This is a genomic window from Serratia sp. JSRIV002 (genome assembly GCF_019968725.1).
GTDB classification, from domain to species: Bacteria; Pseudomonadota; Gammaproteobacteria; order Enterobacterales; family Enterobacteriaceae; genus Chania; species Chania fonticola_B.
Genome location: NZ_CP074143.1, coordinates 2,491,609 through 2,516,098, shown reverse-complemented (window position 1 = coordinate 2,516,098; position 24,490 = coordinate 2,491,609). Strand labels below are relative to the sequence as shown.

The window sequence follows — 24,490 nt, the reverse complement described above, 5'->3', positions numbered from 1 at the left end:
CCCCTGATGCAACCACCAGCGGTAACCTATGACTGACAGCACTAACCAGCGCGAGTTTTTCCTGGATTCGATCCGGGCCTATTTGATGCTGCTGGGCATTCCTTTTCATCTTTCTCTGATTTACTCCAGCCACTCGTGGGCGGTGAACAGCGCGGCCCCGTCGTTTTCGCTGACGGTGCTGAACGACTTTATTCACGCCTTTCGCATGCAGGTGTTCTTCATTATCTCCGGCTACTTCTCCTACATGCTGTACGAACGCTATGACAGCCACCGCTGGTTGAAGGTACGCCTGGAGCGGGTTGCTATTCCGCTGTTGAGCTCTATCCCATTGATTACCCTGCCACAGTTTTTTTTACTCAAGAACTACACCGATAAATTAACCGGTTGGGATGATTTTACCCCTTATCAAAAAATAAACGTGGTGGTTTGGGAGTTGGTCTCCCATCTGTGGTTTTTATTAACCTTGTGCTTATTGACCTGCGCCTGTTTTTATCTGTTTAAAAAAATTAAGGCGATAAAAACGCCGATGGCACCGCGGCCAATAAATAAAATGACCACTCTCAGCAATATCTCATTGTGGTTTTTATTGTATGCCTTTATATACGGCGTGTTTCATCGCATTATTTTAATCACCGCCCCGCATTTACTGTCTAACGGTCTGTTCAACTTCGTGGTGATGGAAACCCTTTTCTACCTGCCGTTCTTCATTGTGGGTGCCTATGCGTTTAAGTACTCCTGGCTGAAAGCGGTGTTCCTCAAACCCTCGTGGCCAGCCGTACTGGGCTCACTGCTGCTGTTGGTAGCCTACATGCTCAACCAGAAACTGCTGGCGCACAGCAGCTTCGGGTTTGAACTGGAGATCATGATCAAAGCCGTGCTCGGGGTCCTGATGGCCAACGTGGTGTTCGCATTTGGCCATGCGCTGCTCGATTTCCATTCGCCCCGCATTACCTATCTGGTCAACGCTTCGCTGTTTATCTATCTGGTTCACCATCCGCTGACGCTGATATACGGCGCCTTCGTGACTCCGCTGATCGATAATAATCTGCTGGGTTTCCTGCTGGGTCTGGTGTTCGTCTTTGCTTGCGCCTTCCTGTTATATGAATTGCACAAGCGCATCCCGCTGTTACGCTTCCTGTTCTCTGGTAAAGCCTAACCTCCTGTGTAAGGGCGTTGCTTGCAGCGCCCTGCAAACATAATGTGGCCCTCTCAAGGAGGCCGCATGCTGCGCCCGCTTAGCTATAATTGATCGGTGGTCAGGCACATAGTGCTCAACCTATCACGACCCGTTGATGCAAAGTTGTGCTGGAGCATATTGTGGTGAGTTGTTATAACTACAGTGCATAAGAAAAAATCCACATCCCTGCCTTACGGTAGCGATTGGGCTCACGAACCCTAAGGGATGGCGCATCACCATCGCGTGCGCCGGTAACATTTCCCTTCCGTCACGACAGAGAGGATTTTTAATGACCGATAAACCGACCGCGGCAACCGAAGCCGTAGCAGAAAACGCCACACTACTGAAAATCTTGGGTAGACTGCTGTCCGCACTGGATTCTTCTATCAGTGGCAAAGATCGCAGCGTATTGGTAACCGAGCTTTCCAGCCTCAACCTGGACGGGATCTCTGAGGCCGAAAGGAAACTGGCAGCCGAATTAATCAAGCGTGCTCTGCAATCACTCGATCACTAACCTCCCGCCTGCTAACCATTAAGCCTCCTGCTGGGGGGTTAATGGTTTTTCATCAATAACCTGTTTCCTACCGTCCTCAATGAGCTGATAAATAGGCACAAAAACCGCAATACCCACCTTTCACCTCTCTTTTCATCAAAATTTGCGGCAAGTAGCCATAATGACACCGTTTTTTTGGCAATCAGCCTTGGCGTTGCACAGGACAAACAGGCTATTATGATGCGGTGTCTTTGCTTTGGCGCCCCCCCTTTCAGCTCAACTCGCAGGAGAACATTATTTTGGATGCCAGCACGATCAATAGCTTGTTCATCATCGGTGCCGTGTTGGTGGGAGCAAGTATTCTGCTCAGTTCTTTCTCTTCACGCCTGGGTATTCCCATTCTGGTGATCTTCCTGGCGATAGGCATGCTGGCCGGTGTTGACGGCCCTGGAGGCATCGCCTTCGATAACTATCCCGTCGCTTATCTGGTCAGTAACCTGGCTCTGGCCGTGATCCTGCTCGACGGCGGTATGCGTACTCGCGTCAGCTCCTTTCGTGTCGCGCTGTGGCCAGCATTGTCACTGGCTACCATCGGCGTACTGATCACCGCCGGTCTGACGGGCCTGGCCGCCGCCTGGCTGTTTAACCTCGATTTGATCCAGGGGCTGCTGATCGGTGCCATTATTGGATCGACCGATGCGGCAGCGGTGTTTTCACTGTTGGGTGGCAAAGGGCTGAACGAGCGTGTCAGCGCGACGCTGGAAATTGAGTCCGGCAGTAACGACCCGATGGCGGTATTTTTAACCATCACCCTGATTGCCATGATTTCCGCTGGCGAAACCTCGTTAAGCTGGATGTTCATCGTCCATCTCTTGCAGCAATTCGGTATGGGTATCGTACTCGGCCTGGGCGGCGGGTGGTTGCTGATAACGCTGATCAATAACATCAAGTTGGCGGAAGGGTTGTATCCGCTGCTGGCGGTGAGCGGTGGCATCTTGATCTTTGCCCTGACTACCGCTCTGGATGGCAGCGGCATACTGGCGGTCTATCTGTGCGGCCTGCTGCTGGGTAACCGTCCAATCCGTAACTACCATGGCATTGTGCAAACCTTCGACGGCCTGGCCTGGCTGAGCCAAATCGGCATGTTCCTGGTGCTAGGGCTGTTGCTTAACCCGCACGACCTGTTGCCTATCGCCATCCCTGCCCTGCTGCTCTCGCTGTGGATGATCCTGTTTGCCCGCCCGATTTCGGTGTTTATCGGCCTGCTGCCGTTTCGCAACTTCAACCTGCGAGAACGGATGTTTATCTCCTGGGTGGGGTTGCGCGGCGCGGTGCCGGTGATCCTGGCGGTATTCCCGATGATGGCCGGGCTACCCAATGCCAATCTGTTCTTTAACGTCGCGTTCTTTGTGGTGTTGGTTTCACTGCTGTTGCAGGGTACTTCGCTGTCCTTTGCCGCCAAAAAGGCCAAGGTGGTGGTGCCACCAGCATTAGCCCCCATCTCCCGCGTGGGGCTGGATGTTCACCAGGAAAACCAATGGGAGCAGTTTGTCTATCAGCTAAGCGCTGAAAACTGGTGCGTCGGCGCAGCGCTGCGGGAACTCAAGATGCCGCCGGGAACGCACATTGCCGCGCTGTTCCGTGGCAAAGAACTGTTACACCCGAGTGGCAGCACCCGCTTGCTGGCAGGAGATACCCTGTGCGTTATTGGCCATGAACACGATTTGCCTGCGTTGGGAAAACTGTTCAGCCAGGCACCTACGGTTACGCTGGATGAGCGGTTCTTCGGTGATTTCATTCTGCAATCCGATGCGCGCCTGAGTGATATTTCTCAGGTTTACGGCCTGAATCTGCAAGAGGGCGTGGACGATCAGCAAACGCTCGGCCAGTTCGTCACCCGGTTAATCGGGGGAGAAGCCGTGGTGGGGGATCAGGTGGAATGGGATGGTTTAACCTGGACTATCGCAGAGATGGATGCTAATCAAATCAGCAAAATAGGCGTCAAGATCGTTACCGATTAACCCGTTGAACGCCATTAACCATGCCGTTGCGGGAACTAATCCGGCCCGGATAACTCTTAATGACAGTCATTAATGCCCACCTCGACGCTGAGGTGGGCCGTTTGCGGCACATCAACCGTCGGATAAGATCTTGAGCAGCAAAGCGAAGTTCTTTTCAGCCTTGACCGTCATCGCTTTTAGCGTTGCCTTACTGGATTTGGGTATCGCCGATTTGGTCCATCGAATACTACTTGGATGATGTAACCTGATGCAAAAACAACAAGAGAAAGATTTACTGGGAAAAGTGCTGCTGACTGTGTCTGCACTATGCCTCGTTACCGTGGCTGGGCTATTGATCTGGGGTTTTGTGCTGGATTGAGGCAATGTCTGGCGGGTGGGCATAAAAAAACCGCCGCAGCGGTTTTTTTGGCAATTCAATCAGATTTTGCAGCCTTCGCAGTCTTCTTCATCCTCAAGAATTTCAGGAACTTCCCTGGCCTTCTGCGCCGCATTTCTTTCTGCTTTGGCTAATTCATCATCAATGTCAAAATCAAAAATATCATCACTCATCGCTATTTCCTAAGAATAGTCTCATGCCAACAACTATTATAGCCAACCTCGGCACCGGTGCAACCTATTCAGCTCAGCGCGGCCTGCGGCGCTGACGGGGTAGCTAACCTTTTGGCATAGGCCAGATCATAAACGTCATAGAAATCAATCTCGCCCTTGTTGGCGATGATTTCCTGCATACGGGTTTTCAACACCGAGCTTACCGTAGGTTCGTTCAACAGTGCCTGAATAGCCTGCGGCGACAGTGCGCGCGTAAAGTACCATTCCCCATTGTAACAAACTCGCAGATCCAGTACGCCGATGTCCTCAAAGCGGTAAACCGGTTTGATTTCAATCAGCAGCATGGCAAACATAAACAGCACAAAGGCAGTAAAACCCAGGAACGAATACAGCCCCATATAGGGCACCGGATACATCACCGCGATCACCGCAAAATAGCCAGCGAACATGGCAAAACACAGCCAACGGTGGGTACGCGCAAACTCGCTGTTGAAACGCGGCTTGCCGTCACGCCCTTCCCGCCGGTTAATCTGTTCTATCTCTGTAACCAGGATGTTCTTAATCGTATCCATCGCTATACCTTAATGCCTCAGCGCATCGTGACTATCACCAATCTCAGCCCAAGCTATCACAATGACAGTTTATTGAGGTAGATCAATTCCTGCATTATTCGCCGCAAACTGTTATAGGATCAGCGTGACTGTGATGCCCTTCCCTGCCCCTGCGCGACCATAAACATACGCTGTGCAACATCATCCGCCTGCTTGATTTTACGTTTCTGCGGTTCGTCACAGCGATGCGCAGCGCGTACATAGGCGATTTCATGTGCCTGATCGATCATCGAAATCACCTTGTCGCACGCTGTTTTATCCATATTGCCCAATAGGGTGGTGATGATTGCCTGGTAGGCATTGGAGGCCGCAGTGAGTGCCTGTTCACGGGCTTCCAATGCCTCTATACGCTGCAAAAGCACTTGAAGCAGTTCGGTATCGGACATATCCACCTCCACTCACCAGGCAACGCTGCCTGTAATAAGTGTAGCAAGGGTTGCGCTAACATGATGGGTTTCAATATGTTGCTACTGGGATAGAATAGCGGGACATCCTCTGGAACCTTCAAAACCTATAACAAGGAACATCACATGCCATCAAAACGTTATCGTTCTATCCCGTTGCTTGCCGCGCTGTTGCTTTGCGCCTGCTCCGCCTCACAAAGTAGCGTTGAAAGACACGCTCGCCATGCCACCTTCCAGTTAGCAGAGGCGCATTTCGGCCCTGATACGCGCACCGATATCTCAAAATCGACGAAAGCCGCCATCCCATTCTTTGAGCAGTTTTACCAGGCAGGAAAAAAAGATCGCCAGGATGGACTGACCCGCGAACAGGCACAGCAAAGGGTGAATGGGTTCCGCAGCCCTGATTTTTTACCTGAGTCGGAGCAAAAGGCGACGATGTTTAATCAATCCTATACGGCTGACTCGCCGAAAAAACAGCGTGAGATCCTGCTCGAAAATGCTATCGCCACTTACTGGGATGGCTATGACGGCAAGCCTTAACCGGACGAACTGCTAGCAGCACCGCCCCCTGATTTTGCATTCGTGAGGGGGCCTTAACTCTGTATCATTCCTGTACTGTTCGGGGACATCGCAGACAGGTGTTCGGGGACATGCTGAACACTTTTTAGCACCCTTTATTGATGAAAATTGGCCCATCCCTCAGATAATCCTGCCGTAAAAGCCACTGAAAAACATAACATTTTTTACTCGATTTGATTCAAATCCCAGATAACGCTAAGCTATATGACAAGAAAAACTAATCCTAAGGATGACTTTTTTTGTTTAAAACCCTAATTATTGTGATGAGACTCTCAGAAAAAAACCACGAGGACGATCTACAAAACAGAGGTAACATTAGCCTGACTGATATCTTGACCAATAAAAATGAGCGGGCCGACGAACTCGCCGACGATCAATTTTGCATGGGATGATTTATGAAGCTAAGAAAAAAAAAGCATAAACCACTACAGATTAATGACATCACTATTATTGATGACAGCAAGTTAAAAAAAGCCATTACCGCCGCCGCGTTAGGCAACGCCATGGAATGGTTTGACTTCGGTGTTTACGGCTTTGTCGCCTACGCACTTGGCCAGGTGTTCTTCCCTGGCGCCTCGCCTGGCGTGCAAATGATTGCCGCTCTGGCCACCTTCTCGGTTCCTTTCCTGGTACGTCCTTTGGGCGGTGTCTTCTTCGGTGCCATGGGCGATAAATTCGGCCGCCAGAAAGTGTTATCCGTTACCATCATTATTATGGCGATCAGTACCTTCTGTATCGGCCTGATCCCGTCCCACGCCTCGATTGGCATCTGGGCCCCTATCCTGCTGTTGCTGGCCAAACTGGCACAGGGCTTCTCCGTCGGTGGGGAGTATTCTGGCGCAGCCATCTTTGTGGCCGAGTATTCACCGGACCGTAAACGCGGATTTATGGGCAGTTGGCTCGACTTTGGCTCCATCGCCGGCTTCGTATTAGGGGCAGGTGTGGTGGTACTTATCTCCAGCATCGTGGGTGAGGCCAACTTCCTCGACTGGGGCTGGCGTATTCCGTTCTTCCTGGCAGCACCGCTGGGGATAATTGGCCTGTATTTGCGCCACGCCTTGGAAGAAACGCCAGCGTTCCAGCAGCATATGGACAAAATGGAACAGAACGATCGTGCGGCCATTGAGAACCCGCCGAAAACCTCGTTCAAAGAGATCGCTACCAAGCACTGGAGAAGCCTGCTGGTGTGCGTAGGTATCGTGATCTCAACCAACGTGACCTACTACATGCTGCTGACCTACATGCCAAGCTACCTGTCGCATAACCTGCACTATTCCGAAGACCACGGCGTGCTGATTATCATTGCCATCATGCTAGGTATGTTGTTCGTCCAGCCACTGGTCGGCATGACCAGCGACCGCATTGGCCGTAGACCCTTCATCATTGGCGGTAGCCTCGGTCTGCTGGTGCTGGCCATCCCTAGCTTTATCTTGATCAACAGTAACGTTATTGGCCTGATTTTTGTTGGTCTGTTGATACTGGCCGTGTTGCTCAATTCCTTTATCGGGGTAATGGCCTCCATTCTGCCTGCGATGTTCCCTACCCACATCCGTTACAGCGCGCTGGCGATTTCATTCAATATCTCGGTACTGGTTGCGGGTGTCACACCAACGCTGGCCGCCTGGCTGGTCGAAACCACCGGTAACCTGTATATGCCAGCCTATTATCTGATGGTGGTGGCAGCGATTGGTCTGGTTACCGGTCTGTATATGAAAGAAACGGCCAACAAGCCGCTGCGCGGTGCTGCTCCAGCCGCCTCTGACCGCTCAGAAGCCAAAGAGCTGCTGCAGGAAACTTACGATAATATCGAGCAGAAAGTCGAAGATATCAGCCAGCAAATCGCCGATTTGGAGAAGAAAAAGCAAACGCTGATCGACCAGCATCCAAAACTGGATTAATTCTCCCCGGTGAACAAACAGGCCAGAGCTCGTTAGCGTAACGACTCTGGCCTTTTTATTAGTCTCAATGGGCGCTGCATGAAGCCGGTCAAGATGTTGTCAGCGGCCTCGTTCAACTTAGCCAGGTTATGAACCCGTAGCAGATTCGCTAGGAAGTCTTAATGCCATTTGTCGATGGTTTTACCGTCACGATAAAAATACCCGCCATAATGACCAGCAGGCCAATACCCAGCGTGAGAGTCAATTGCTCCCCCAGAAAGACAACGGACATCAGTAAGCCTATCACCGGCACCCCGAGCATCGCCGTTGACATGCTGGTGCTCGACAGCCACATGCTGGCGGCATTCACCGCAACAAAGCAGAACGCGGTCGCCAGCGGGCCCATAAACAGCAGTATTTCGATTAACGATGTCGAACCATCGCCGGTATATGGCCCTTCGCATACCCGAGCCATCAACGCCAACGGTACGCTTGCCAGCAGCATCTGCCAGGGAGCAAGCTCATACGCGCTGCACACTCCTTTATGATAACGCAAGTGCAAAATGCACATCGCCCAGGCAAAGGAGGCCGTCAGCAACATCAGGTTAGCCACAATCAGAACCTTATCGCCCCAGTTAAACGTGAACGGGTTGAACAGTACAATGACCCCTACACCACCCAGCAACGATCCCATCAGTTGCCGACGCGAAAGCGACTGCCGGAAAAATAACACAGCGATAGGCGTGACCCAGAGCGGCGTGGTGTAAGCCAGGATAGCGGATCTGCCTGCAGGCACTTCGGTCATGGCAAAGGCACCGAGCACGGTAAATGTCAGCATTTGCAGCAGCCCGACGCTCACCACTAACGGCCAATCCTTGCGGGGCGGGAATCGCAACTTTTTGGTCAATATCTGTAGAGCAAACAGGCACAGCGCACCACTGACAAATCGGGTGGTAGAAAGCCAAATCGGCGTCATATGTGAAAGCCCAGCCTTCATCACCGGCCAGTTCGCCCCCCAAATCACAATGGCCCCAACCAGCAGTAGGACGCCTTTGATTTTCACGCTATCAGGCGCATAGCTCGGCACGCTGGGCGAGCCGGTTAAGTAATTACCCTCAGTATCCACAGCGGTTTCTCATCCATTCATGCAATATGCTAATTTTATCTGGATAACCGGGGAAACTTTCTCTTATTATGTTTTTCAAATCGGTTTTTATGAGTCATTTTAACCTCATAAATCACATTTTAAGGGTAAATTTTCTCATATGAAGAAGCTTGATCGCACAGACGTTGCCATTCTGAACTCGATGCAAACTAACTCGAGGATCACCAATGCGGAGCTTGCCCGTTCGGTCAATCTATCCCCAACCCCCTGCTTCAACCGTGTAAAAGCCATGGAGGAGTTGGGCATCATCAGGGGACAAGTGACCTTGCTGGAACCGGCTGTGCTTGGGCTCCATGTGAACGTATTTATTCAGGTGAGTTTGGAAAAGCAGGTTGAAGGTGCACTCAGCAACTTTGAACAGGCCATTGATCAGCGCCCAGAAGTGATGGAGTGTTACCTGATGACGGGCGATGCCGATTATCTGCTGCGGGTATTGGTGCCCGATATCCGCGCGCTTGAGCGTTTCATTCTGGATCATCTGACCAAGATACCGGGCGTAGCCAACATCCGCTCCAGCTTTGCCCTCAAGCAGGTACGCTATAAAACGGCGCTGCCGCTACCGGCCGAAGGCATCAGCATAGTCTCGACGAAATAGCCGTTTGATCACGAGTCACGCCTGAGCAGACAAACTTCAACCTGAAATAAACTGCGCGGAAACGGGCGCCTCCACGCATAGAAGGATTATTTTTTCTTGGCTGTAGTCGGGTTTGGTTTGGCTTTCTTTGGCTTGGCAACGACTTCTGCAGCAACGGTTGACTCTTTAACCGCTGGAGCCGATGTCTTGGCCCTCGATTTTGCCGCTACGGGGGCCTTGTCGACATTGTTTTTTGCTTTGGCCGCAACCACTGCAGGTTTACTTGGCAATGTAGCCATCTTAACCTCCGAGGCGGGGAGCGCTGTAGGGTTGTCCTTAGCCTGAACAGCACCGGGCTCTGCAGCTAATGCCTTATACTTTTCCACCAGGTTTTGGTAAGTGTTTAACGCTTTGGCACCATTAAAGGCGTTGTCAATTTTCCCTGCGCGGATCAACTCGATAACCACCTGCTGGGCCGCTAGCTCTGGATGTTTCGCCGGGTTAATAATCTCAATTTCAAATTCCATCGTCATCTCCTGAGTGAATAGCCGAGTCTTGTAGCATACCAGTTGCCGCTGGCAACAAAATCGGGCTGAATCCATTCAATTTATAAATCGACGATAGAGAAGCCATAGCGCTCCGTTTGTATTCGACCACCGAATGAGAAAATGCTTCGTTGCTTGTTGAATCGCGTTAAGGGCTATTGAGTGCTAGATTTAGATATACCCCTCAGCCACCGAAATATCCGGTCCGTTTCCGTGGCAATAGATCGGCTCATTTTGGAGGAACTACAATGTCAAAAAATGCAGCTGTTATGCTGACAATGACGCTACTTGGCATCGCCCCGGCCCACGCCATCAACGCAAAATTTGCCCAGCAGTTGGAGCGTTCTGGCTGTACCCAAGTGACCGAGGCTCAAGGCTGTGACATTCACAAAACCAAGGCCGAGAATGCCAAGGCCGGCTTTGGAGCCGCCCCCACTGCTGACACCAGTGCCAGCCCATATGCCGGTGAGTGGGTTGCCACCTTTCCAGAGACAGGTGCCACGGTAGCGACAATCAGTATCGATGGTAAGGATCGTGTATTGGTGAACGGCAAGCAGGTCAAGGCAAAAAAATCTGATGGCGCGCTGGTGTTCAGAAGTGGCACCATCACTTATACCATTCAAGGAGATCGTCGCCTCAAGGGGCAAGATGTCTGGGTGGATAATGATGCAGGCAGCAAAGGAGTGATTAACGCCAAATAGAGGGTATCAGTTGTACTATTTTTAACCAGATAGCGTGTTTCGGGAGCAAAAAAGCCCCGGCGACTGAGCAGGAGCTTTTCTATAAGGCTGTGGTGGTCGGTGCTGACCTCCGGCAAGTGACAGGATGACAATATTCACATTCTGGCCCCTGCACATTCACCACGTATTCATTTCACCCATCAGCTTACATATGTATCGGTTGCGGATAGCTTTGCTTGCGCATTACGCAGCAGCCTCGCAAAGCTGCTCTGTAATGGTCAATCAAAACCGCCCAGAGGCGGCCAAAATGAATATAATTAGGTTAATATCCTTCTTCATGTCATGACATTTACTGCCATGTCCAATCCGGAACCTCAAAAGGAAACACCTTGAACGTTGCAGTGGCCGTCGCGATAATATCCCCAACCTCGTTAAACAATTCACCAGATGTAAATATAATCGAACTCTTTGCATGAGCATTGCGTCCTCTGCCATAAATTTTCCCTGGGTAAGCTGCATAGACAAAGTTAGTCTTGGACTCAATGGTTATAGCAACTTTTTATAAATTCAACCTGGTTGCAAAACGCGGCGCCCTTCAGATTTCGAATAGGCAATCAGCGAAGTCTACTTTCGTGGGGTAATTCTGCACGCCAAATATTCATCGTGCCTATCTGTCCGGCGCAAATTTGTAATGAGGCCTGAAGCGCCAGACTGTAGCTAAGCGTATTCGTTCTTCACCAACCGTCAGGATCCAGATACACCCGGGACAGCTTTAACGCACATTGGATGAAGCCTAACAAGGCAGCATCGGAGAAACACCTAAGCCTGAGTTTCGATTTCACGTTCCACGATTTGAAAGTAAAAGGCATCTCTGCTCTGAGCGGAAGCCTGTACGACCAGCAAGCAGTATCTGGCCACAAGAACGTGAGGCAAACGGCACGGTATGATCGGAAAATTGCGGTTGTGACGGTGTTCGGCGGCCAGAATAGGGTGAAATGATATGGCAAAGGGTGATTTCAGGCACAAAAAAACCGCCTCTCGGCGGTACGACATTACTACATATTGCTTTGATTATTCTTAGTTTATTTTCCTGGTACCCGGGGCGGGACTTGAACCCGCACAGCCATAAGCCGAGGGATTTTAAATCCCTTGTGTCTACCGATTTCACCACCCGGGCTCGGGAAAATTGGAGGCGCGTTCCGGAGTCGAACCGGACTAGACGGATTTGCAATCCGCTACATAACCGCTTTGTTAACGCGCCTTAATTCTGTTTTGCCTTTGCAGGCTAAAGCTCGCAATCACCAGCTTTACTAAATTTGGAGCGGGAAACGAGACTCGAACTCGCGACCCCGACCTTGGCAAGGTCGTGCTCTACCAACTGAGCTATTCCCGCATTAATCAGAACTTGCTGATTTTTTTAAATCTTTTGGCAACTCACCGCTGCCGTCTGATGCGATGCATTCTACTTATCTGGCGTGGTGAGTCAATAAAATTGTTATCTCACCGGGTTCGTTTGCCGATTTTTACATCGCTTCGATCAAGGTTCCAGCAAATCGCGGCGTGCCGCGTTCAAATATTGGAACATTGACCAGAAGGTCAGCACGGCCGCGATGTACAGCAAGCCGAACGACAGATACTCCACCGTAGGCTCTGGCCGCCACAACAGGCCAACCAATGACATCATCTGCGCCATGGTTTTCACCTTGCCAATCCACGAAACCGCCACGCTGCTGCGCTTGCCGATTTCCGCCATCCATTCGCGCAACGACGAGATAATGATCTCGCGGGCAATCATGGTTGCCGCAGGCAGAGTGATCCACCAGGTGTGATAATGCTCCGCTACCAGCACCAGGGCCACCGCCACCATCACCTTATCGGCAACCGGGTCGAGGAACGCACCAAAGCGGGTTGTCTGCTTCCAGCGACGGGCTAAAAAGCCGTCAAACCAGTCGGTTACAGCAGCAAACACGAAAATGACCGCACAGAGCATCGGAGCCCAGACGAACGGCAGGTAAAACGCCAGGACGAAGAATGGGATCAAAACTACGCGGAACAGGGTAAGCCAAGTCGGTATATTCAATTGCATAATGCTGGTAACTATCTGGCTGGAGTGGAAATTAAGAGTATGTTGCTACATTGCCCTCAGTGTTTCAATGCATTGTAGATCTTTTCTGCCAATGCTTGTGAAATACCCGGCACTTTTGCAATTTCCTCAACGCTGGCGTTCAATAATGGTTGAAGTCCACCCATATACTTCAACAGCACCTGACGCCGTTTTGGCCCAACGCCGTCAATCAGTTCAAGGGCGCTGGTGTTTTTGACTTTCGCCCGTTTCTGGCGATGGCCGGTGATCGCATGGTTGTGTGAGTCATCACGAATATGCTGGATCACGTGCAGTGCCGGCGAGTCCGAAGGTAGCGAAATCCCCTCCCCCTCAGGGACGAAGAACAACGTCTCCAGCCCGGCTTTGCGATCGCTGCCTTTGGCAATACCGATCAACAATGGTTTGTTCTTGTCCCAGGTCACGTTGAGCGAATTGAACACGTCAATCGCCATACCCAGTTGCCCTTTCCCGCCATCAATAAAGATGACGTCCGGGATCTTGCTCTCTTCCAGAGCTTTACCATAGCGCCGTTTCAGCACTTGCGCCATCGCGGCATAGTCATCACCCGGCGTGATGCCGGTAATATTGTAGCGCCGATACTCCGAGCGCAGTGGACCATTGCTATCGAACACCACGCAGGAAGCCACGGTCTGCTCGCCCATGGTGTGGCTGATATCGAAACACTCCATCCGGTTTATTTCGGTCAGGTTCAGCGTTTTCGCCAGTTCCGCCAGCCGCTGATGGATAGTCGATTGCTGAGAAAGCTTGGTGACCAGCGCCGTCGAGGCATTGGTACGTGCCAGCTTCAAGTAGCGGGCACGGTCGCCACGCGGCTTGCTCTGGATCTGGATCTTGCGGCCAGCCAGTTCGCTTAGCGAGCTAGCCAGCAGATCTTTTTCCGGTAACGTAAAGTCCAGCAGGATCTCGGCTGGCAAAGTGCGCGCCTGGCTGCCTTGTAAATAGAACTGGCCCACAAAGGTCTGCACCACTTCACTCAATTCTGTACCACCCGGCACTTTCGGGAAGTAGCTGCGGCTGCCTAATACTTTACCCTGGCGAATAAACAGCACGTGTACGCAGGCCATACCTGCATCGAAAGCCACGCCGATCACGTCCAGATCGTCGCTGTCTCCTGAGACAAACTGCTTTTCCGTTACTCGCCGTACCGCCTGGATCTGATCGCGGATGCGCGCAGCTTCTTCAAAATTGAGCAGTTTGCTGGCGTTTTCCATCCGCGCAATCAACTGGTGCAAGACCTGCTGATCCTTACCGGACAAAAACAGGCGCACATAGTCTACTTGCTGACGGTAATCTTCCTCACTCACCAAACCGGCGACGCATGGCCCCAGACAACGGCCAATCTGATACTGCAGGCAAGGACGGGAGCGATTGCGGTAGACGCTGTTATCGCATTGACGCACGGGGAACAGTTTTTGCAGCAGCGCCAGCGTTTCACGCACGGCGTAAGAATTGGGGAACGGGCCAAAGTATTCACCTTTGGCATGCTTGGCACCACGGTGTACCGTCAGCCGTGGGTGGCTATCGGCACTCAAAAAAATCAGCGGATAGGATTTATCGTCACGCAACAGAACGTTATATCGGGGCTGATACAGCTTGATATAATTATGTTCCAACAGTAGCGCCTCGGTTTCCGTATGGGTAACGGTAACGTCAATTTGCGCGATATTTTTGACCAGCGTTTCCGTCTTGCGGCTACTGACCTGAGTGCGAAAATAGCTCGCGAGACGTTTTTTCAGGTCCTTGGCTTTACCCACATAGATCACCGTCCCCGTCAGGTCATACATGCGATATACGCCAGGCTGACTGGTTACGGTTTTAAGAAATGCCGGTGCATCAAAACGATCATTCACTGCTTAACAAGGTCTCCGCGTTGAACAGCCCGTGTCTGATCGCCAGATGGGTCAATTCAACATCCCCGCTGATATTCAGCTTGGTGAACATACGATAACGATAACTATTCACTGTTTTAGGGCTGAGATTCAGCTGTTCTGAAATCTCATTCACTTTCTTCCCTTTAGTGATCATCAACATAATTTGTAATTCACGCTCAGACAAGGTACTGAACGGGTTTTCCGCCTGCGGCTCCAACTGGCTTAATGCCATTTGCTGGGCGATGTCCGAAGCGATGTAGCGCTGGCCGGCATGTACCGAACGGATCGCATTAATCACCTCTTGCGGTGCTGCGCCTTTGCTCAGATAGCCAGCTGCGCCCGCCTGCATCACCTTGGCAGGCAACGGATTCTCAGTATGAATAGTCAACATGATGACTTTGATATCGGGCGTGTAACGCACAATCTTACGGGTGGCTTCCAGCCCCCCAATACCCGGCATATTCATATCCATCAAAACGATATCGACAGTGTTGCCGCGGCACCATTTTACGGCATCTTCACCGCATTGTGCTTCGCCAACAACTTTAATGCCTTTGATATCTTCAAGAATGCGTCGTATCCCTGCGCGCACCAGTTCGTGGTCATCAACAAGAAGAACGCTAATCAAGGAAAATTCTCCAAAATAAGGGAGTAACGCAATCAATCAGCCTCTGTCATCTAAACAGATATTACTTGGTTTTCAGCAAAGAATGAATACAGATTAATACTTACTCTCGGTTAACTATGGCCAGGTTTGTCGACCCCTGTACCACCTTTGTTACGATTAAAGCACTGGTTAACGGATAAAAAACCATCAAGCCTATTAGGCTCAATACATTACCACCATGATACGCCATTTTACGCCTTCTGGCGGGAAAATTAATCGCTGTTTTCACAAAACCAGATAATAACCACCCTGCCAATTATCACCCGTAACTATATGAATTACAAAAAAATAACAAAATTACGCCATTTTTAATCACGTACAAACCGCTGTAGGTAAACCCTTATTCAGAATACATAACCGTTGTAGATGGGGAAAAAGGTGACATTTCAAGAGAAAATAACCGTCCTAAATGTCAATAGCTTGCAGATGAAATAGTTATTCATCACGTCGAATTAAGCCAGTATTACTTTATAAAATCCACGTTATCTGAAAGCGCACATCCCGTCGCTAACTATAAATGAGTACGCAAAGGAATTACACCACTAACGGAAAAAATGCCCTGCCAACCAGCCCCCACCGGCATCGTGCCCCCGCCACGCGGCCACACGCGATACGAACTGCCAATGCTGTGATATACTCCGCGCCCTAAATGAGGCACGGGGTCTGCCTGGGTGAGTCGGCAGCCGGTTGTTGTGCATCAAACCACATTTTCACATTTCACTTCAGGCTTACGCCTTAAAATTCAGGAGATAAAATGAGCAACGTTGACTTCACTACGTCTGCAGACCCACAAGCGCTGGCCACCGAAGTTGCCTGCCTAAAAGCGACTTTGACGTTGATATTAAAGGCCATTGGCCAGGCTGATGCCGGTAAAGTGATCATCAATCTGGAACGCTTTGCCGCTCAGGTGGATGACCCGGATCAGGCTGAAATCTTCAAGAACAGTATTCAGCAGATCAAGCACGCCTACCGCCAATAATCCGTGCGCTATCAGGCCCCCGTTTGGGGTCTGATAACGGCTTGGCGATGTAATTAGCGCCCCTCCTGAACGGTTGAATGATAAGTTTCGTAACAGAATATTTTCTATCATTAACTTAACCAACATTCACTATAGCGCATTAATCATTAGTTGAAAAAACAACAATAGGATTAGTCCCATTTAATCATTAATAATATTGTGGGATTTTTATTACCCCATTATTGTTCACGACGCGAATAAATAGCCCTATAGATTAGGAATTAACTTACCTTTCGCGCAGTATCTGCACGTGCATACTGGCAAGCGCCGTTTTCTTTGGGGGGTAATTGGCCCGCAAGGCGCGGGCCGGGTTTGATGAAGGCTAACCAGTGAATTATCGGACTACCATCACCGAGATCTTGGCGTGGCGGACAATGGCGGCCGCATTCGAGCCGAGCAGGTAAGTTTTGACACTAGGACGGCGAGAGCCAATCACGATCAGATCGGCTGAGATTTCCTCGGCAAGTTGTAACACCTCGTCACGTGGCGAACCGAAGCTGATGGTATAAGACAGACGCTCCAACGGCAGGTCGATCTTCGCCATGAGTTTCTTCAACCCCTCCACCGCCTTCACTTCAGCCTGATTTTCAAACTCTTTGATGCCAAACGAATAGGCGGTCACAAACGCCGAAGCATCCGGCAAGGCATGGAAGAAATGCACCTTGGCCCCAGACATCTTGGCCAGATACTCCACGTGTTCGAGCGCATGTTCAGTCAATACGTCTTCTGCAAGATCTACCGGTACTAAAATGGTCTTGTACATATTCAATCCCCTCTCTGTATTACCGTGATGAACACAGCTTACCGCTGGCCAATGAGAGCTTGTACCTATTTATGATGCTTTTGTGATCAGCAGGTGTAGCTGGTGGCTTCTCGACCTTTTGGCCACAGTGACTCAACCAATGATTTATACTTTTGTGACTTGAACCGCAAAACTAACCAAATGTACGCTGCACGCTCGGCGATCATCTGCCAAGCCGCGCCAGCTGCAGCAATAAACTGATTAGAACTCAACTGCTCCCCGCGCAACGCCCGCTATTAACGCCCCTCAAGCACCGGCAGGCATCTGGATTAGTTTAATCGCCTTTTATCATTAGTTTTTCTCATGCGAATTTTATAAGCCCCTGTTTAATCAATGAGATAACCACTACCGGCACTGTTCATTTACCGCAGTAAAGAGTAATCTTCCGCCCCCTAGACGTCCGATTTGCCTCCCCTGAGTAAAGAATAATCGGCTTTTATCCCACCCCATTATGTTGTAAATATGTTGCACAAAGGTGGTGATATTGAGTTACCTTAACTTTTGTCGGAAAAACCGGCGAATACAGATAAAAAAGAGCCACTTCAGAGCTCGCCATTCCACACATGACAGGTAAAAACAGGACAGCATAAGATGGTAGATCATTCTAAAATAGCAGTGGACGCCACGCCCGGATCAGAAGATCACCTAAGGCGAAACCTCTCAAACCGACATATCCAGCTGATCGCTATCGGCGGTGCCATTGGTACAGGTTTGTTTATGGGTTCCGGTAAGACCATCAGCCTGGCCGGGCCTTCCATCATCTTCGTGTACATGATCATCGGCTTTATGCTGTTTTTCGTGATGCGCGCGATGGGCGAGCTGCTGCTCTCCAATCTGCAGTACAAATCTTTCAGCGACTTTGCCGCCGATCTGCTCGGCCCCTGGGCAGGGTTCTTCACCGGTTGGACTTACTGGTTCTGTTGGGTAGTGACCGGCATTGCCGACGTGGTGGCCATTACCGCCTACGCGCAGTTCTGGTTCCCCGATCTCTCCCAATGGATCGCCTCTTTACTGTGCGTGTTGCTGCTGCTCAGCCTGAACCTGGCAACGGTGAAAATGTTCGGTGAGATGGAGTTCTGGTTTGCGATGATCAAAATCGTCGCGATAGTGGGCCTGATCATCGCTGGTCTGGTCATGGTGGCGATGCACTTCGAATCACCAACCGGCAGCGTGGCCTCCTTCTCCCACTTATGGAATGACGGCGGCATGTTCCCGAAAGGCATTAGCGGCTTCTTTGCCGGCTTCCAGATTGCGGTGTTTGCCTTTGTGGGTATCGAGCTGGTGGGAACCACCGCCGCCGAAACCAAAGATCCGGAAAAAGTGCTGCCACGCGCCATCAACTCCATTCCGATCCGCATCATCATGTTCTACGTCTTCGCGCTGATCGTGATCATGTCGGTAACGCCTTGGAACTCTGTGGTGGCCGATAAGAGCCCGTTTGTCGAGCTGTTCGTCCTGATTGGTCTGCCAGCCGCAGCCAGCGTGATCAACTTCGTAGTGTTGACCTCTGCCGCCTCTTCCGCCAACAGCGGCGTGTTCTCCACCAGCCGTATGCTATTTGGCCTGGCGCAGGAAGGCGATGCGCCTAAATCCTTTGCCAACCTGTCCAAACGTGCGGTACCGGCAAACGGCCTGACCTTCTCCTGTATCTGTCTGCTGGGCGGCGTGGTGTTGATCTATCTTATCCCGAACGTCATGACCGTATTCACGCTGGTCACCACCGTGTCGGCTATTCTGTTCATGTTCGTCTGGACCATCATTCTGTGCTCGTATCTGGTCTACCGTAAGCAACGTCCGGCTCTGCACCAGAAATCGATCTACAAGATGCCTGCCGGTAAGTTGATGTGCTGGGTATGCATGGCGTTCTTCGCATTCGTGCTGGTGCTGCTGACGCTGCGCGAGGACACACGCCAGGCGCTGGTCGTCACGCCGCTGTGGTTTATCATTCTGGGGATCGGTTATCAGTTTGTGCGCCGTAAGAAGGCGGCCTGACCTTGGTTATTGCAACGCCGCGTTCTCACGCGGCGTTTTTACAGGCGCAGCATGCAGCGCCTCTACGTTAACTCCGCAGGCTTTGGTTTTCGCCGAATACGCAACTCACTGACAATCACCCCCAACACAATCAACCCTGCGCCAATCAACGCCAACCCTGGCAAACGCTCACCGGCGATACGGCCGACTATCCCAGCCCATACCGGTTCACCAGCATAAATAACCGTGGCACGGGTAGGTGAAACGCTGCGTTGTGCCCAGTTCATCGTCAGTTGGATCACCGCACTGGCTATCCCCAGCCCTACCGCGCTATAAAGCAGATAGGTGGAAAACACCGGAACCGACTCCCCGGTAGGAGCCATCATCAAAAACGATAACAACGACGCGGTAGCCAGCTGCACAATGGTCACCCGCCGCACGTTGACCTTGCCCGCAAAAGCACCGATTAAAATCACCTCTATGGCGATCGCCAGCGCACTGACCAACGTGAGGAATTCACCGCCGCTGAATGCCAGGCTGGAACTGCTTGGCCCGCTCAACAGCATCAGGCCGACGAAGGCCAGCAGAATGCCAATCCAGGACATGATCCCCGGCATACGCCCAAGGACCAACCACTGCAATAACGGCACAATCGGCACGTACATGGCAGTAATAAACGCCGACTGGCTGCTGGTGATGGTTTGCAGCCCCATGGTTTGCAGCCCATAGCCGAACATGATTGAGGTGCCGATAAACACCCCGGCCTTGATTTCGTACCAGGTCATCCCCCGCAGCGAACGTAGAGAAAACAGCACCAGCGCCAACGTCGCGGTGCCAAAACGTAGCCCGACAAAAAAGAATGGCCCGCTGACCAGCATCGCCTGATGCACGGCCAAAAAGGTGCCGCCCCAGAGCATGGTGATAAGGACCAGCACGGCTTCCTGGGGTTTGATTTTCAGAAACAGCGAGGGAGTAGAGTTTTTCTTGACCGTTGACACTGACTTGCCCTTCCTGCTGGGTGCAATAAAATACACAATTTCTGCCAGTATGGGGAAAAGGCTGGCAATGGGCAATATCGTGGCGGATTGGCAGCAGCAATCGCCGCCCGGTGCCGAGGGTTGACAACCCATCCTCCTGGAGCTTTTTACTCTTCCTGGGCCGGGACTTCCGGCAGCGTTTCCAACGGCGGCTGCATCCCCTCAGAGAGGTAATCTACGGCAGCCAGGGTGCGCTCGTTGCCCATAGCGTCTTCCACCACCACATGTTTGATAGCACCGTCAGAAAGTATCACTCGCTTAATGCCACGTTCGGGTTCCATATCTCCTCCCTGTGTGAATGTCTGCCCCTCAAGTTTAGCCTGTGCGGCGCCTGTCGGGTTGCGGTCTAAGCGTTTATCTGAATACCCTTCGCATTTTTTATCATCTCCCCCGGTTATCAGAGCTACGTGCGGTAATACACTTTGTATGGTCAGCGAAAAATCATCACTGGCAGTTATACATAGAAGGGAGAAACATCAATCATCCCTATCTTGTTTGCGGAACCCGAGCAGGGTTAAAATGCCGCTCAACCTACCGCTCATCCGTTGAACGTCCGGTCGACCCAAGCTGTGTCCGCCTGTCCACCTACCAAAGCCAGGCGTTCTATTTTTTGCGTACTGCAAAGGGAAATAAGTCAGTGTCTAAAGATTTTGATGAACTAATAAGAGACATGGATCTTATTATTGAAAATGTAGACAGTTTCAAGGCTATGGCCCCACGCATGCCGCCACCGGCGGTAGAAGCGCCGCCAACAGCTCACTCCTACGATTCATTCTGCGAAAACATTGCGCTGAAAGTGGTATTGAAGGTTCTGCTGTCATCGGTAGACAAGATCGTCAAGGTGCAAATCGCCAACCGAGTTGAGCAAGAGATCACTCAGATCGAGCAGCAGGTCGTCTTGGCTGGCGGGGGCCCGGTTGCACCCGAAGACCTGGCACAAATGACCCACTACGTGCGCCGTACCGTTCACGATTTACTCAATTGAGCTCCGCCAGAAAAGCGGTTGTGCATTGGGAATGGATTGTTTCAGCCCTGATAGCATGACTTGGCGAGTATCGGCATTCAGAGAATGGTTGAATAATCATCGGGTATACCCGAATCAAACGTACTCCAGGCGTTTCGGCTGCAAGCCGGGCGTTTGGGGTCTCGTCACCTTGATGGCTTTCGCCGGATCGCCTGCCACAAACTCCAGAGTGGGCGAGTAGTAAAAAGGCAACCATGCCTCGAAATTCTCTTCCCACTCCCATTTGACTGGGCAGGGCCACAGAATATCTTCGTGCAGAATGTAATAGATCCACCTCCCATGAGGGCGGCGTGGCTTAAGTGTTTTCATAATGCCATCAATACTTTCTCACCTGTTGCAAGCTGGCCGCGAAATGGGCCGCTCAGCCATAATACCTCAGTGGAGCCACTTGAAGCGAGGAGGCACCACGAAACGCGGTACTTGACAGGTAATTATACGATAACGGCGCGGATTTTGCGGCAAAGTAGCGGAGTTTAATCCACTACTTTGCCGCAATGCATTACTGTGAAGTGATGGTAAATCTTACTACATGTTCAGTGAGGCATAGTGCTGTTGGCAAGTTGGCTTGCTCTTGTCACTACCCTCTGCCCTTAAGGGCGTGTCCCTGGTGAAGCACAATATTTTCTATTCGGTATACTGTTGAGAAAGGTCAATTATTCCCTTCTCTTGCCAACAACATACCCATTTTTTGCCACCAGGAAAACAGGTGAAAAACACCCTTGTAATCACTGACAATAAATGTTAACAAAAGCTAATCAATACAGACACCTTAATGAACATTTGAATTATTAGCATGAAAAGGAAAGATTGGCCATGAAGATTAACGTAACGGACACTCCAAATCCGCAGGACGAAGAGTTCGTGATTGACAGCCTCTGGGCGCACAACCATCAGTATGATGCAGTAGATATTCATCCGTTATTCCTGACCGTCACCGACGAGCGTGGGCAAATCGTAGCCGGGCTGGTTGCCAGAACCTGGTGGGGTGGATTAGAAGTCCAGTACCTGTGGGTAGGTGACGAGTATCGCAAAAAAGGCTACGGCCGTGACCTGATGCTGCGGGCAGAGCAGGAAGCCGTCAAGCGCGGTTGCCATATGGCCTATGTCGATACCTTCAGTTTTCAGGCGCAGGCGTTTTACGAAAAACTGGGGTACCAACCGTATGGCAACTTAGCGGGTTATGCGCACCGCCATACTCGCATCTATTTAGCGAAAAACATCTGATAGCGCTGAAGTATGAGGGGTTCAAATGGATTCATTTTGGCAGAGCAATGAATTATATTTAAAAGGTCTCATCACCATGATGGAACATTTAAATGAGCCTTGGGGCATTAAAGATTTATCTTCACGCCATATTTATATGAACAAGGCGGCCTATCTTTATACCAACACACCTCTCAATTTCGATATTGCGGGCAAGCTTGATGCCGAGTTCCCCGCCGATTGGGCAGAGTTTGCCCCCGACTTGCAAGAACACGACAGGAAAACCGAAGGAACGCGCGATCGCGTAGCCGTTATCGAGACGCACTTCTGGTACGGCAGCGACAGCCTGGTCCCCTTTGTCAGCGAAAAACTGCCTATTTATAATGACAAGGAAGAGCTGGTTGGCACCATGTGGAACGCCCGTCCGCTGGACAGTTTTTCACCGCTAAAATATATCAACCAGCAAAAGCCCAGCATATTAACCACCGAAGTCAGCATCCAGATTTTTACCCAGTCGGAGCTGGACATCATATTTTTAATGCTGCAACGCTACACCAACAAAGAGATTGCCAGGTTATATGACGTCAGCAATAAAACCATAGAAAATAGAATCTACAACATCTACCAAAAAGCCGATGTGCATACGCTCCAGCAGTTCGAAGAGTATTGCAAACAGGTGAACTTGGACAGCTACATTCCAGTACGCCTGATTGAAAAAGGCATCCAATTTATTTAAACGTTAACGAGAGATTATCGTGATTAAAATTGAAGACTACCCACTGAGCCGGGTACCGCAGGATAAGAGGGTCTCCTTCCTCAGCGTCGCCATCGTGCATATGGGTATGCTAACGGCCTTGGACCAGTTTATGCTGGGTGCCGTGTTGGGTAACTCAATGACCCTGACCGATGCCTTTATCGCCATCTCGATTGGCAGCCTGATCTTTGGGGTCGTGACGTTCGGGCTGGGCTTGGCCGGGATGAGAGAAGGTATCTCCGGTAGCCTGCTGGCTCGCTGGTGTGGTTTTGGCCGCATAGGCTCGGTGCTTATCGGCCTGGTAGTGGCCGTCAGCCTGTTGGGCTGGTTTGGCATTCAGAACGCCATCTTTGCCAAATCGCTTAACTTCGCCTTGGGCGATCGCCTGGGCTTCCCGCTGTCGGCCTCACTCTCCGGCCTGTTTTTGACGGTGCTGGTCGCTTTTGGTTTTAAAGCGCTGCGCATCACAGCTCGTATTGCTGTGCCGCTGTTTATCCTGCTGGTGTTCTTTATTTCCTATAACGTCCTCTCCGGGCAGAAACTGCATGAGGCCATTCTGCTGGCACCGATGGGAGACGCGTTAACCATCAGCGCGGGCATCACCATCGTGGTTGGCGGCGCCATTGTCGCCAGCCTGATGACTCCAGACCTGACCCGTTACTCCAAAAACAAACGCCACGTGTTTGGCATTACGCTGCTGACCATTATTGCCGGTGAATTCGTGGTTAACGGTCTGGCGATTTTTATTGCCAAAACGCTCGGCACCGCAGACGTGGTGACGATCATGGCCCAGAGTGCGGGCGGTATCGGTTTGCTGGTGGTGGTGTTCTCTACCCTGCGCGTCAACGATCTGAACCTCTATTCGTCGTCCTTGGGCGTGGTGAATGCGGTTGAAGGGATCACCGGTAAAAAGCTCAAATATACCGCGACCACGGTGATTATCGGTCTGTTGGGCACGCTGCTTTCGGTTCTGGGGATCCTGGATCGGTTTGTGGATTTCCTGACCGTGCTGGGCGTGGTATTCCCACCGATCCTCGGCGTCATGCTGGTGGATTATTTCGTGCTGCGCAGCCACCGCGATGCGCTGGACGCCAGCCGCCAGCTCGGCCAACTGCCGCAAGAAACGCCACTCATCGGCTGGGCAGCGATTATCGCCAGCATTGTCGGTAGCGTGATCGGCCTGGTGACGGAATGGGGCGTGCCAACCATTAACTCACTGCTGGCAGCCAGCGTGATTTACTGGTTGTTCAAACGCCTGTTTGGCCGTGCAACCAACCTGCAAACTGCTTAATTTGTCGCATTAACAGGGTCGAGCATATGTTCGACCCTAGCTAAGCGGGCGG

The 24,490-nt window shown here is 51.2% G+C and carries 25 protein-coding genes and 3 tRNA genes; 13 read left to right on the top strand and 15 right to left on the bottom strand.

Going from position 1 to position 24,490, the window contains the following annotated elements:
- Nucleotides 1-28: 28 nt before the first annotated feature.
- The 3 genes from mdoC (at nt 29) to KGP26_RS11690 (ending at nt 3,691) form a co-directional block, all read left to right on the top strand.
- Nucleotides 29-1,156 (top strand): glucans biosynthesis protein MdoC, encoded by a 1,128-nt coding sequence (gene mdoC, locus KGP26_RS11700; RefSeq protein ID WP_223665470.1) that lies wholly within the window; start codon nt 29-31, stop codon nt 1,154-1,156.
- A gap of 310 nt (nt 1,157-1,466) precedes the next feature.
- Nucleotides 1,467-1,691, top strand: coding sequence for a hypothetical protein (locus KGP26_RS11695; protein ID WP_021178338.1), 225 nt, complete (start codon nt 1,467-1,469; stop codon nt 1,689-1,691).
- A gap of 278 nt (nt 1,692-1,969) precedes the next feature.
- Nucleotides 1,970-3,691 carry a potassium/proton antiporter gene (locus tag KGP26_RS11690; RefSeq protein WP_223665469.1) on the top strand — a complete coding sequence of 574 codons (1,722 nt, stop codon included), beginning with the start codon at nt 1,970-1,972 and terminating at the stop codon, nt 3,689-3,691.
- A 417-nt stretch (nt 3,692-4,108) separates the two neighbouring features.
- Here KGP26_RS11690 and KGP26_RS30305 read toward each other — a convergent pair whose 3' ends face one another.
- From KGP26_RS30305 to KGP26_RS11680, 3 genes are all read right to left on the bottom strand, one after another.
- Nucleotides 4,109-4,240, bottom strand: coding sequence for a hypothetical protein (locus KGP26_RS30305; RefSeq protein WP_256461570.1), 132 nt, complete (start codon nt 4,238-4,240; stop codon nt 4,109-4,111).
- A 68-nt stretch (nt 4,241-4,308) separates the two neighbouring features.
- The gene (locus tag KGP26_RS11685) at nt 4,309-4,812 is read right to left on the bottom strand and encodes a YlaC family protein (protein ID WP_223665468.1); all 504 of its coding nucleotides are present in this window, start codon (nt 4,810-4,812) and stop codon (nt 4,309-4,311) included.
- 119 nt (nt 4,813-4,931) lie between these two features.
- Nucleotides 4,932-5,237, bottom strand: a complete 306-nt coding sequence (locus tag KGP26_RS11680) for a hypothetical protein (RefSeq protein WP_071680533.1) — start codon at nt 5,235-5,237, stop codon at nt 4,932-4,934.
- 144 nt (nt 5,238-5,381) lie between these two features.
- Here KGP26_RS11680 and KGP26_RS11675 point away from each other — a divergent pair, with 144 nt between their 5' ends.
- Both KGP26_RS11675 and proP read left to right on the top strand, forming a co-directional pair.
- Entirely contained in the window at nt 5,382-5,795 is a 414-nt protein-coding gene (locus tag KGP26_RS11675; RefSeq protein WP_021804749.1) for an Exc2 family lipoprotein, read from the top strand.
- A 434-nt stretch (nt 5,796-6,229) separates the two neighbouring features.
- Nucleotides 6,230-7,732, top strand: coding sequence for a glycine betaine/L-proline transporter ProP (gene proP / locus KGP26_RS11670; RefSeq protein ID WP_059200539.1), 1,503 nt, complete (start codon nt 6,230-6,232; stop codon nt 7,730-7,732).
- Between the two features lie 148 nt (nt 7,733-7,880).
- Here proP and KGP26_RS11665 read toward each other — a convergent pair whose 3' ends face one another.
- On the bottom strand, nt 7,881-8,837 hold the full coding sequence (locus tag KGP26_RS11665; RefSeq protein WP_223665467.1) for a DMT family transporter: 957 nt from the start codon (nt 8,835-8,837) through the stop codon (nt 7,881-7,883).
- A gap of 139 nt (nt 8,838-8,976) precedes the next feature.
- On the opposite strand from KGP26_RS11665, the gene KGP26_RS11660 reads away from it, so the two are divergent.
- Nucleotides 8,977-9,471: an Lrp/AsnC family transcriptional regulator gene (locus tag KGP26_RS11660; protein WP_024485698.1), complete on the top strand. Its 495-nt coding sequence runs from the start codon at nt 8,977-8,979 to the stop codon at nt 9,469-9,471.
- 86 nt (nt 9,472-9,557) lie between these two features.
- Here the strand turns inward: KGP26_RS11660 and KGP26_RS11655 are convergent, their stop codons facing one another.
- Complete coding sequence (locus tag KGP26_RS11655; RefSeq protein WP_115158355.1) at nt 9,558-9,977, bottom strand: hypothetical protein; 420 nt, start codon at nt 9,975-9,977, stop codon at nt 9,558-9,560.
- A 266-nt stretch (nt 9,978-10,243) separates the two neighbouring features.
- Between KGP26_RS11655 and KGP26_RS11650 the strand changes: the two genes are divergently transcribed.
- Complete coding sequence (locus KGP26_RS11650) at nt 10,244-10,696, top strand: hypothetical protein (RefSeq protein ID WP_223665466.1); 453 nt, start codon at nt 10,244-10,246, stop codon at nt 10,694-10,696.
- A gap of 1,070 nt (nt 10,697-11,766) precedes the next feature.
- On the opposite strand, the gene KGP26_RS11640 is transcribed toward KGP26_RS11650, so the two are convergent.
- From KGP26_RS11640 to uvrY, 6 genes are all read right to left on the bottom strand, one after another.
- Nucleotides 11,767-11,852, bottom strand: a tRNA-Leu gene (locus KGP26_RS11640).
- Between the two features lie 10 nt (nt 11,853-11,862).
- Nucleotides 11,863-11,936: transfer RNA gene (locus KGP26_RS11635), tRNA-Cys, on the bottom strand.
- 56 nt (nt 11,937-11,992) lie between these two features.
- Nucleotides 11,993-12,068: transfer RNA gene (locus KGP26_RS11630), tRNA-Gly, on the bottom strand.
- A gap of 144 nt (nt 12,069-12,212) precedes the next feature.
- The gene (gene pgsA, locus KGP26_RS11625) at nt 12,213-12,761 is read right to left on the bottom strand and encodes a CDP-diacylglycerol--glycerol-3-phosphate 3-phosphatidyltransferase (RefSeq protein WP_021804755.1); all 549 of its coding nucleotides are present in this window, start codon (nt 12,759-12,761) and stop codon (nt 12,213-12,215) included.
- A gap of 56 nt (nt 12,762-12,817) precedes the next feature.
- On the bottom strand, nt 12,818-14,650 hold the full coding sequence (gene uvrC / locus KGP26_RS11620; RefSeq protein ID WP_071680541.1) for an excinuclease ABC subunit UvrC: 1,833 nt from the start codon (nt 14,648-14,650) through the stop codon (nt 12,818-12,820).
- Nucleotides 14,643-15,299, bottom strand: a complete 657-nt coding sequence (gene uvrY / locus KGP26_RS11615; protein WP_021178351.1) for a UvrY/SirA/GacA family response regulator transcription factor — start codon at nt 15,297-15,299, stop codon at nt 14,643-14,645. Before uvrY ends, uvrC begins: the two co-directional genes overlap by 8 nt.
- 793 nt (nt 15,300-16,092) lie before the next feature.
- On the opposite strand from uvrY, the gene KGP26_RS11610 reads away from it, so the two are divergent.
- Nucleotides 16,093-16,317 carry a DUF2594 family protein gene (locus tag KGP26_RS11610; RefSeq protein ID WP_074031292.1) on the top strand — a complete coding sequence of 75 codons (225 nt, stop codon included), beginning with the start codon at nt 16,093-16,095 and terminating at the stop codon, nt 16,315-16,317.
- 373 nt (nt 16,318-16,690) lie between these two features.
- Here KGP26_RS11610 and KGP26_RS11605 read toward each other — a convergent pair whose 3' ends face one another.
- Nucleotides 16,691-17,119: a universal stress protein gene (locus KGP26_RS11605; RefSeq protein ID WP_021804757.1), complete on the bottom strand. Its 429-nt coding sequence runs from the start codon at nt 17,117-17,119 to the stop codon at nt 16,691-16,693.
- A 630-nt stretch (nt 17,120-17,749) separates the two neighbouring features.
- On the opposite strand from KGP26_RS11605, the gene cycA reads away from it, so the two are divergent.
- Nucleotides 17,750-19,150: a D-serine/D-alanine/glycine transporter gene (gene cycA, locus KGP26_RS11600; protein WP_024486730.1), complete on the top strand. Its 1,401-nt coding sequence runs from the start codon at nt 17,750-17,752 to the stop codon at nt 19,148-19,150.
- A 62-nt stretch (nt 19,151-19,212) separates the two neighbouring features.
- Here cycA and KGP26_RS11595 read toward each other — a convergent pair whose 3' ends face one another.
- Both KGP26_RS11595 and KGP26_RS11590 read right to left on the bottom strand, forming a co-directional pair.
- Entirely contained in the window at nt 19,213-20,127 is a 915-nt protein-coding gene (locus KGP26_RS11595) for a DMT family transporter (RefSeq protein ID WP_223665465.1), read from the bottom strand.
- A 146-nt stretch (nt 20,128-20,273) separates the two neighbouring features.
- Nucleotides 20,274-20,447 carry a hypothetical protein gene (locus KGP26_RS11590; protein WP_223665464.1) on the bottom strand — a complete coding sequence of 58 codons (174 nt, stop codon included), beginning with the start codon at nt 20,445-20,447 and terminating at the stop codon, nt 20,274-20,276.
- 389 nt (nt 20,448-20,836) lie between these two features.
- On the opposite strand from KGP26_RS11590, the gene KGP26_RS11585 reads away from it, so the two are divergent.
- Nucleotides 20,837-21,151 carry a hypothetical protein gene (locus tag KGP26_RS11585; protein ID WP_024528493.1) on the top strand — a complete coding sequence of 105 codons (315 nt, stop codon included), beginning with the start codon at nt 20,837-20,839 and terminating at the stop codon, nt 21,149-21,151.
- A 114-nt stretch (nt 21,152-21,265) separates the two neighbouring features.
- Here KGP26_RS11585 and KGP26_RS11580 read toward each other — a convergent pair whose 3' ends face one another.
- Nucleotides 21,266-21,499: a hypothetical protein gene (locus tag KGP26_RS11580; RefSeq protein WP_223665463.1), complete on the bottom strand. Its 234-nt coding sequence runs from the start codon at nt 21,497-21,499 to the stop codon at nt 21,266-21,268.
- 504 nt (nt 21,500-22,003) lie between these two features.
- On the opposite strand from KGP26_RS11580, the gene KGP26_RS11575 reads away from it, so the two are divergent.
- From KGP26_RS11575 to KGP26_RS11565, 3 genes are read left to right on the top strand one after another with little or no spacing between them, the layout of a single operon-like run.
- A complete protein-coding gene (locus KGP26_RS11575; protein ID WP_074031288.1) occupies nt 22,004-22,414 on the top strand; it encodes a GNAT family N-acetyltransferase in 411 nt (136 codons plus the stop codon).
- A gap of 25 nt (nt 22,415-22,439) precedes the next feature.
- Nucleotides 22,440-23,129: a PAS and helix-turn-helix domain-containing protein gene (locus tag KGP26_RS11570; RefSeq protein WP_059200494.1), complete on the top strand. Its 690-nt coding sequence runs from the start codon at nt 22,440-22,442 to the stop codon at nt 23,127-23,129.
- Between the two features lie 19 nt (nt 23,130-23,148).
- Nucleotides 23,149-24,438, top strand: coding sequence for a cytosine permease (locus tag KGP26_RS11565; RefSeq protein ID WP_021804762.1), 1,290 nt, complete (start codon nt 23,149-23,151; stop codon nt 24,436-24,438).
- Nucleotides 24,439-24,490 lie beyond the last annotated feature (52 nt).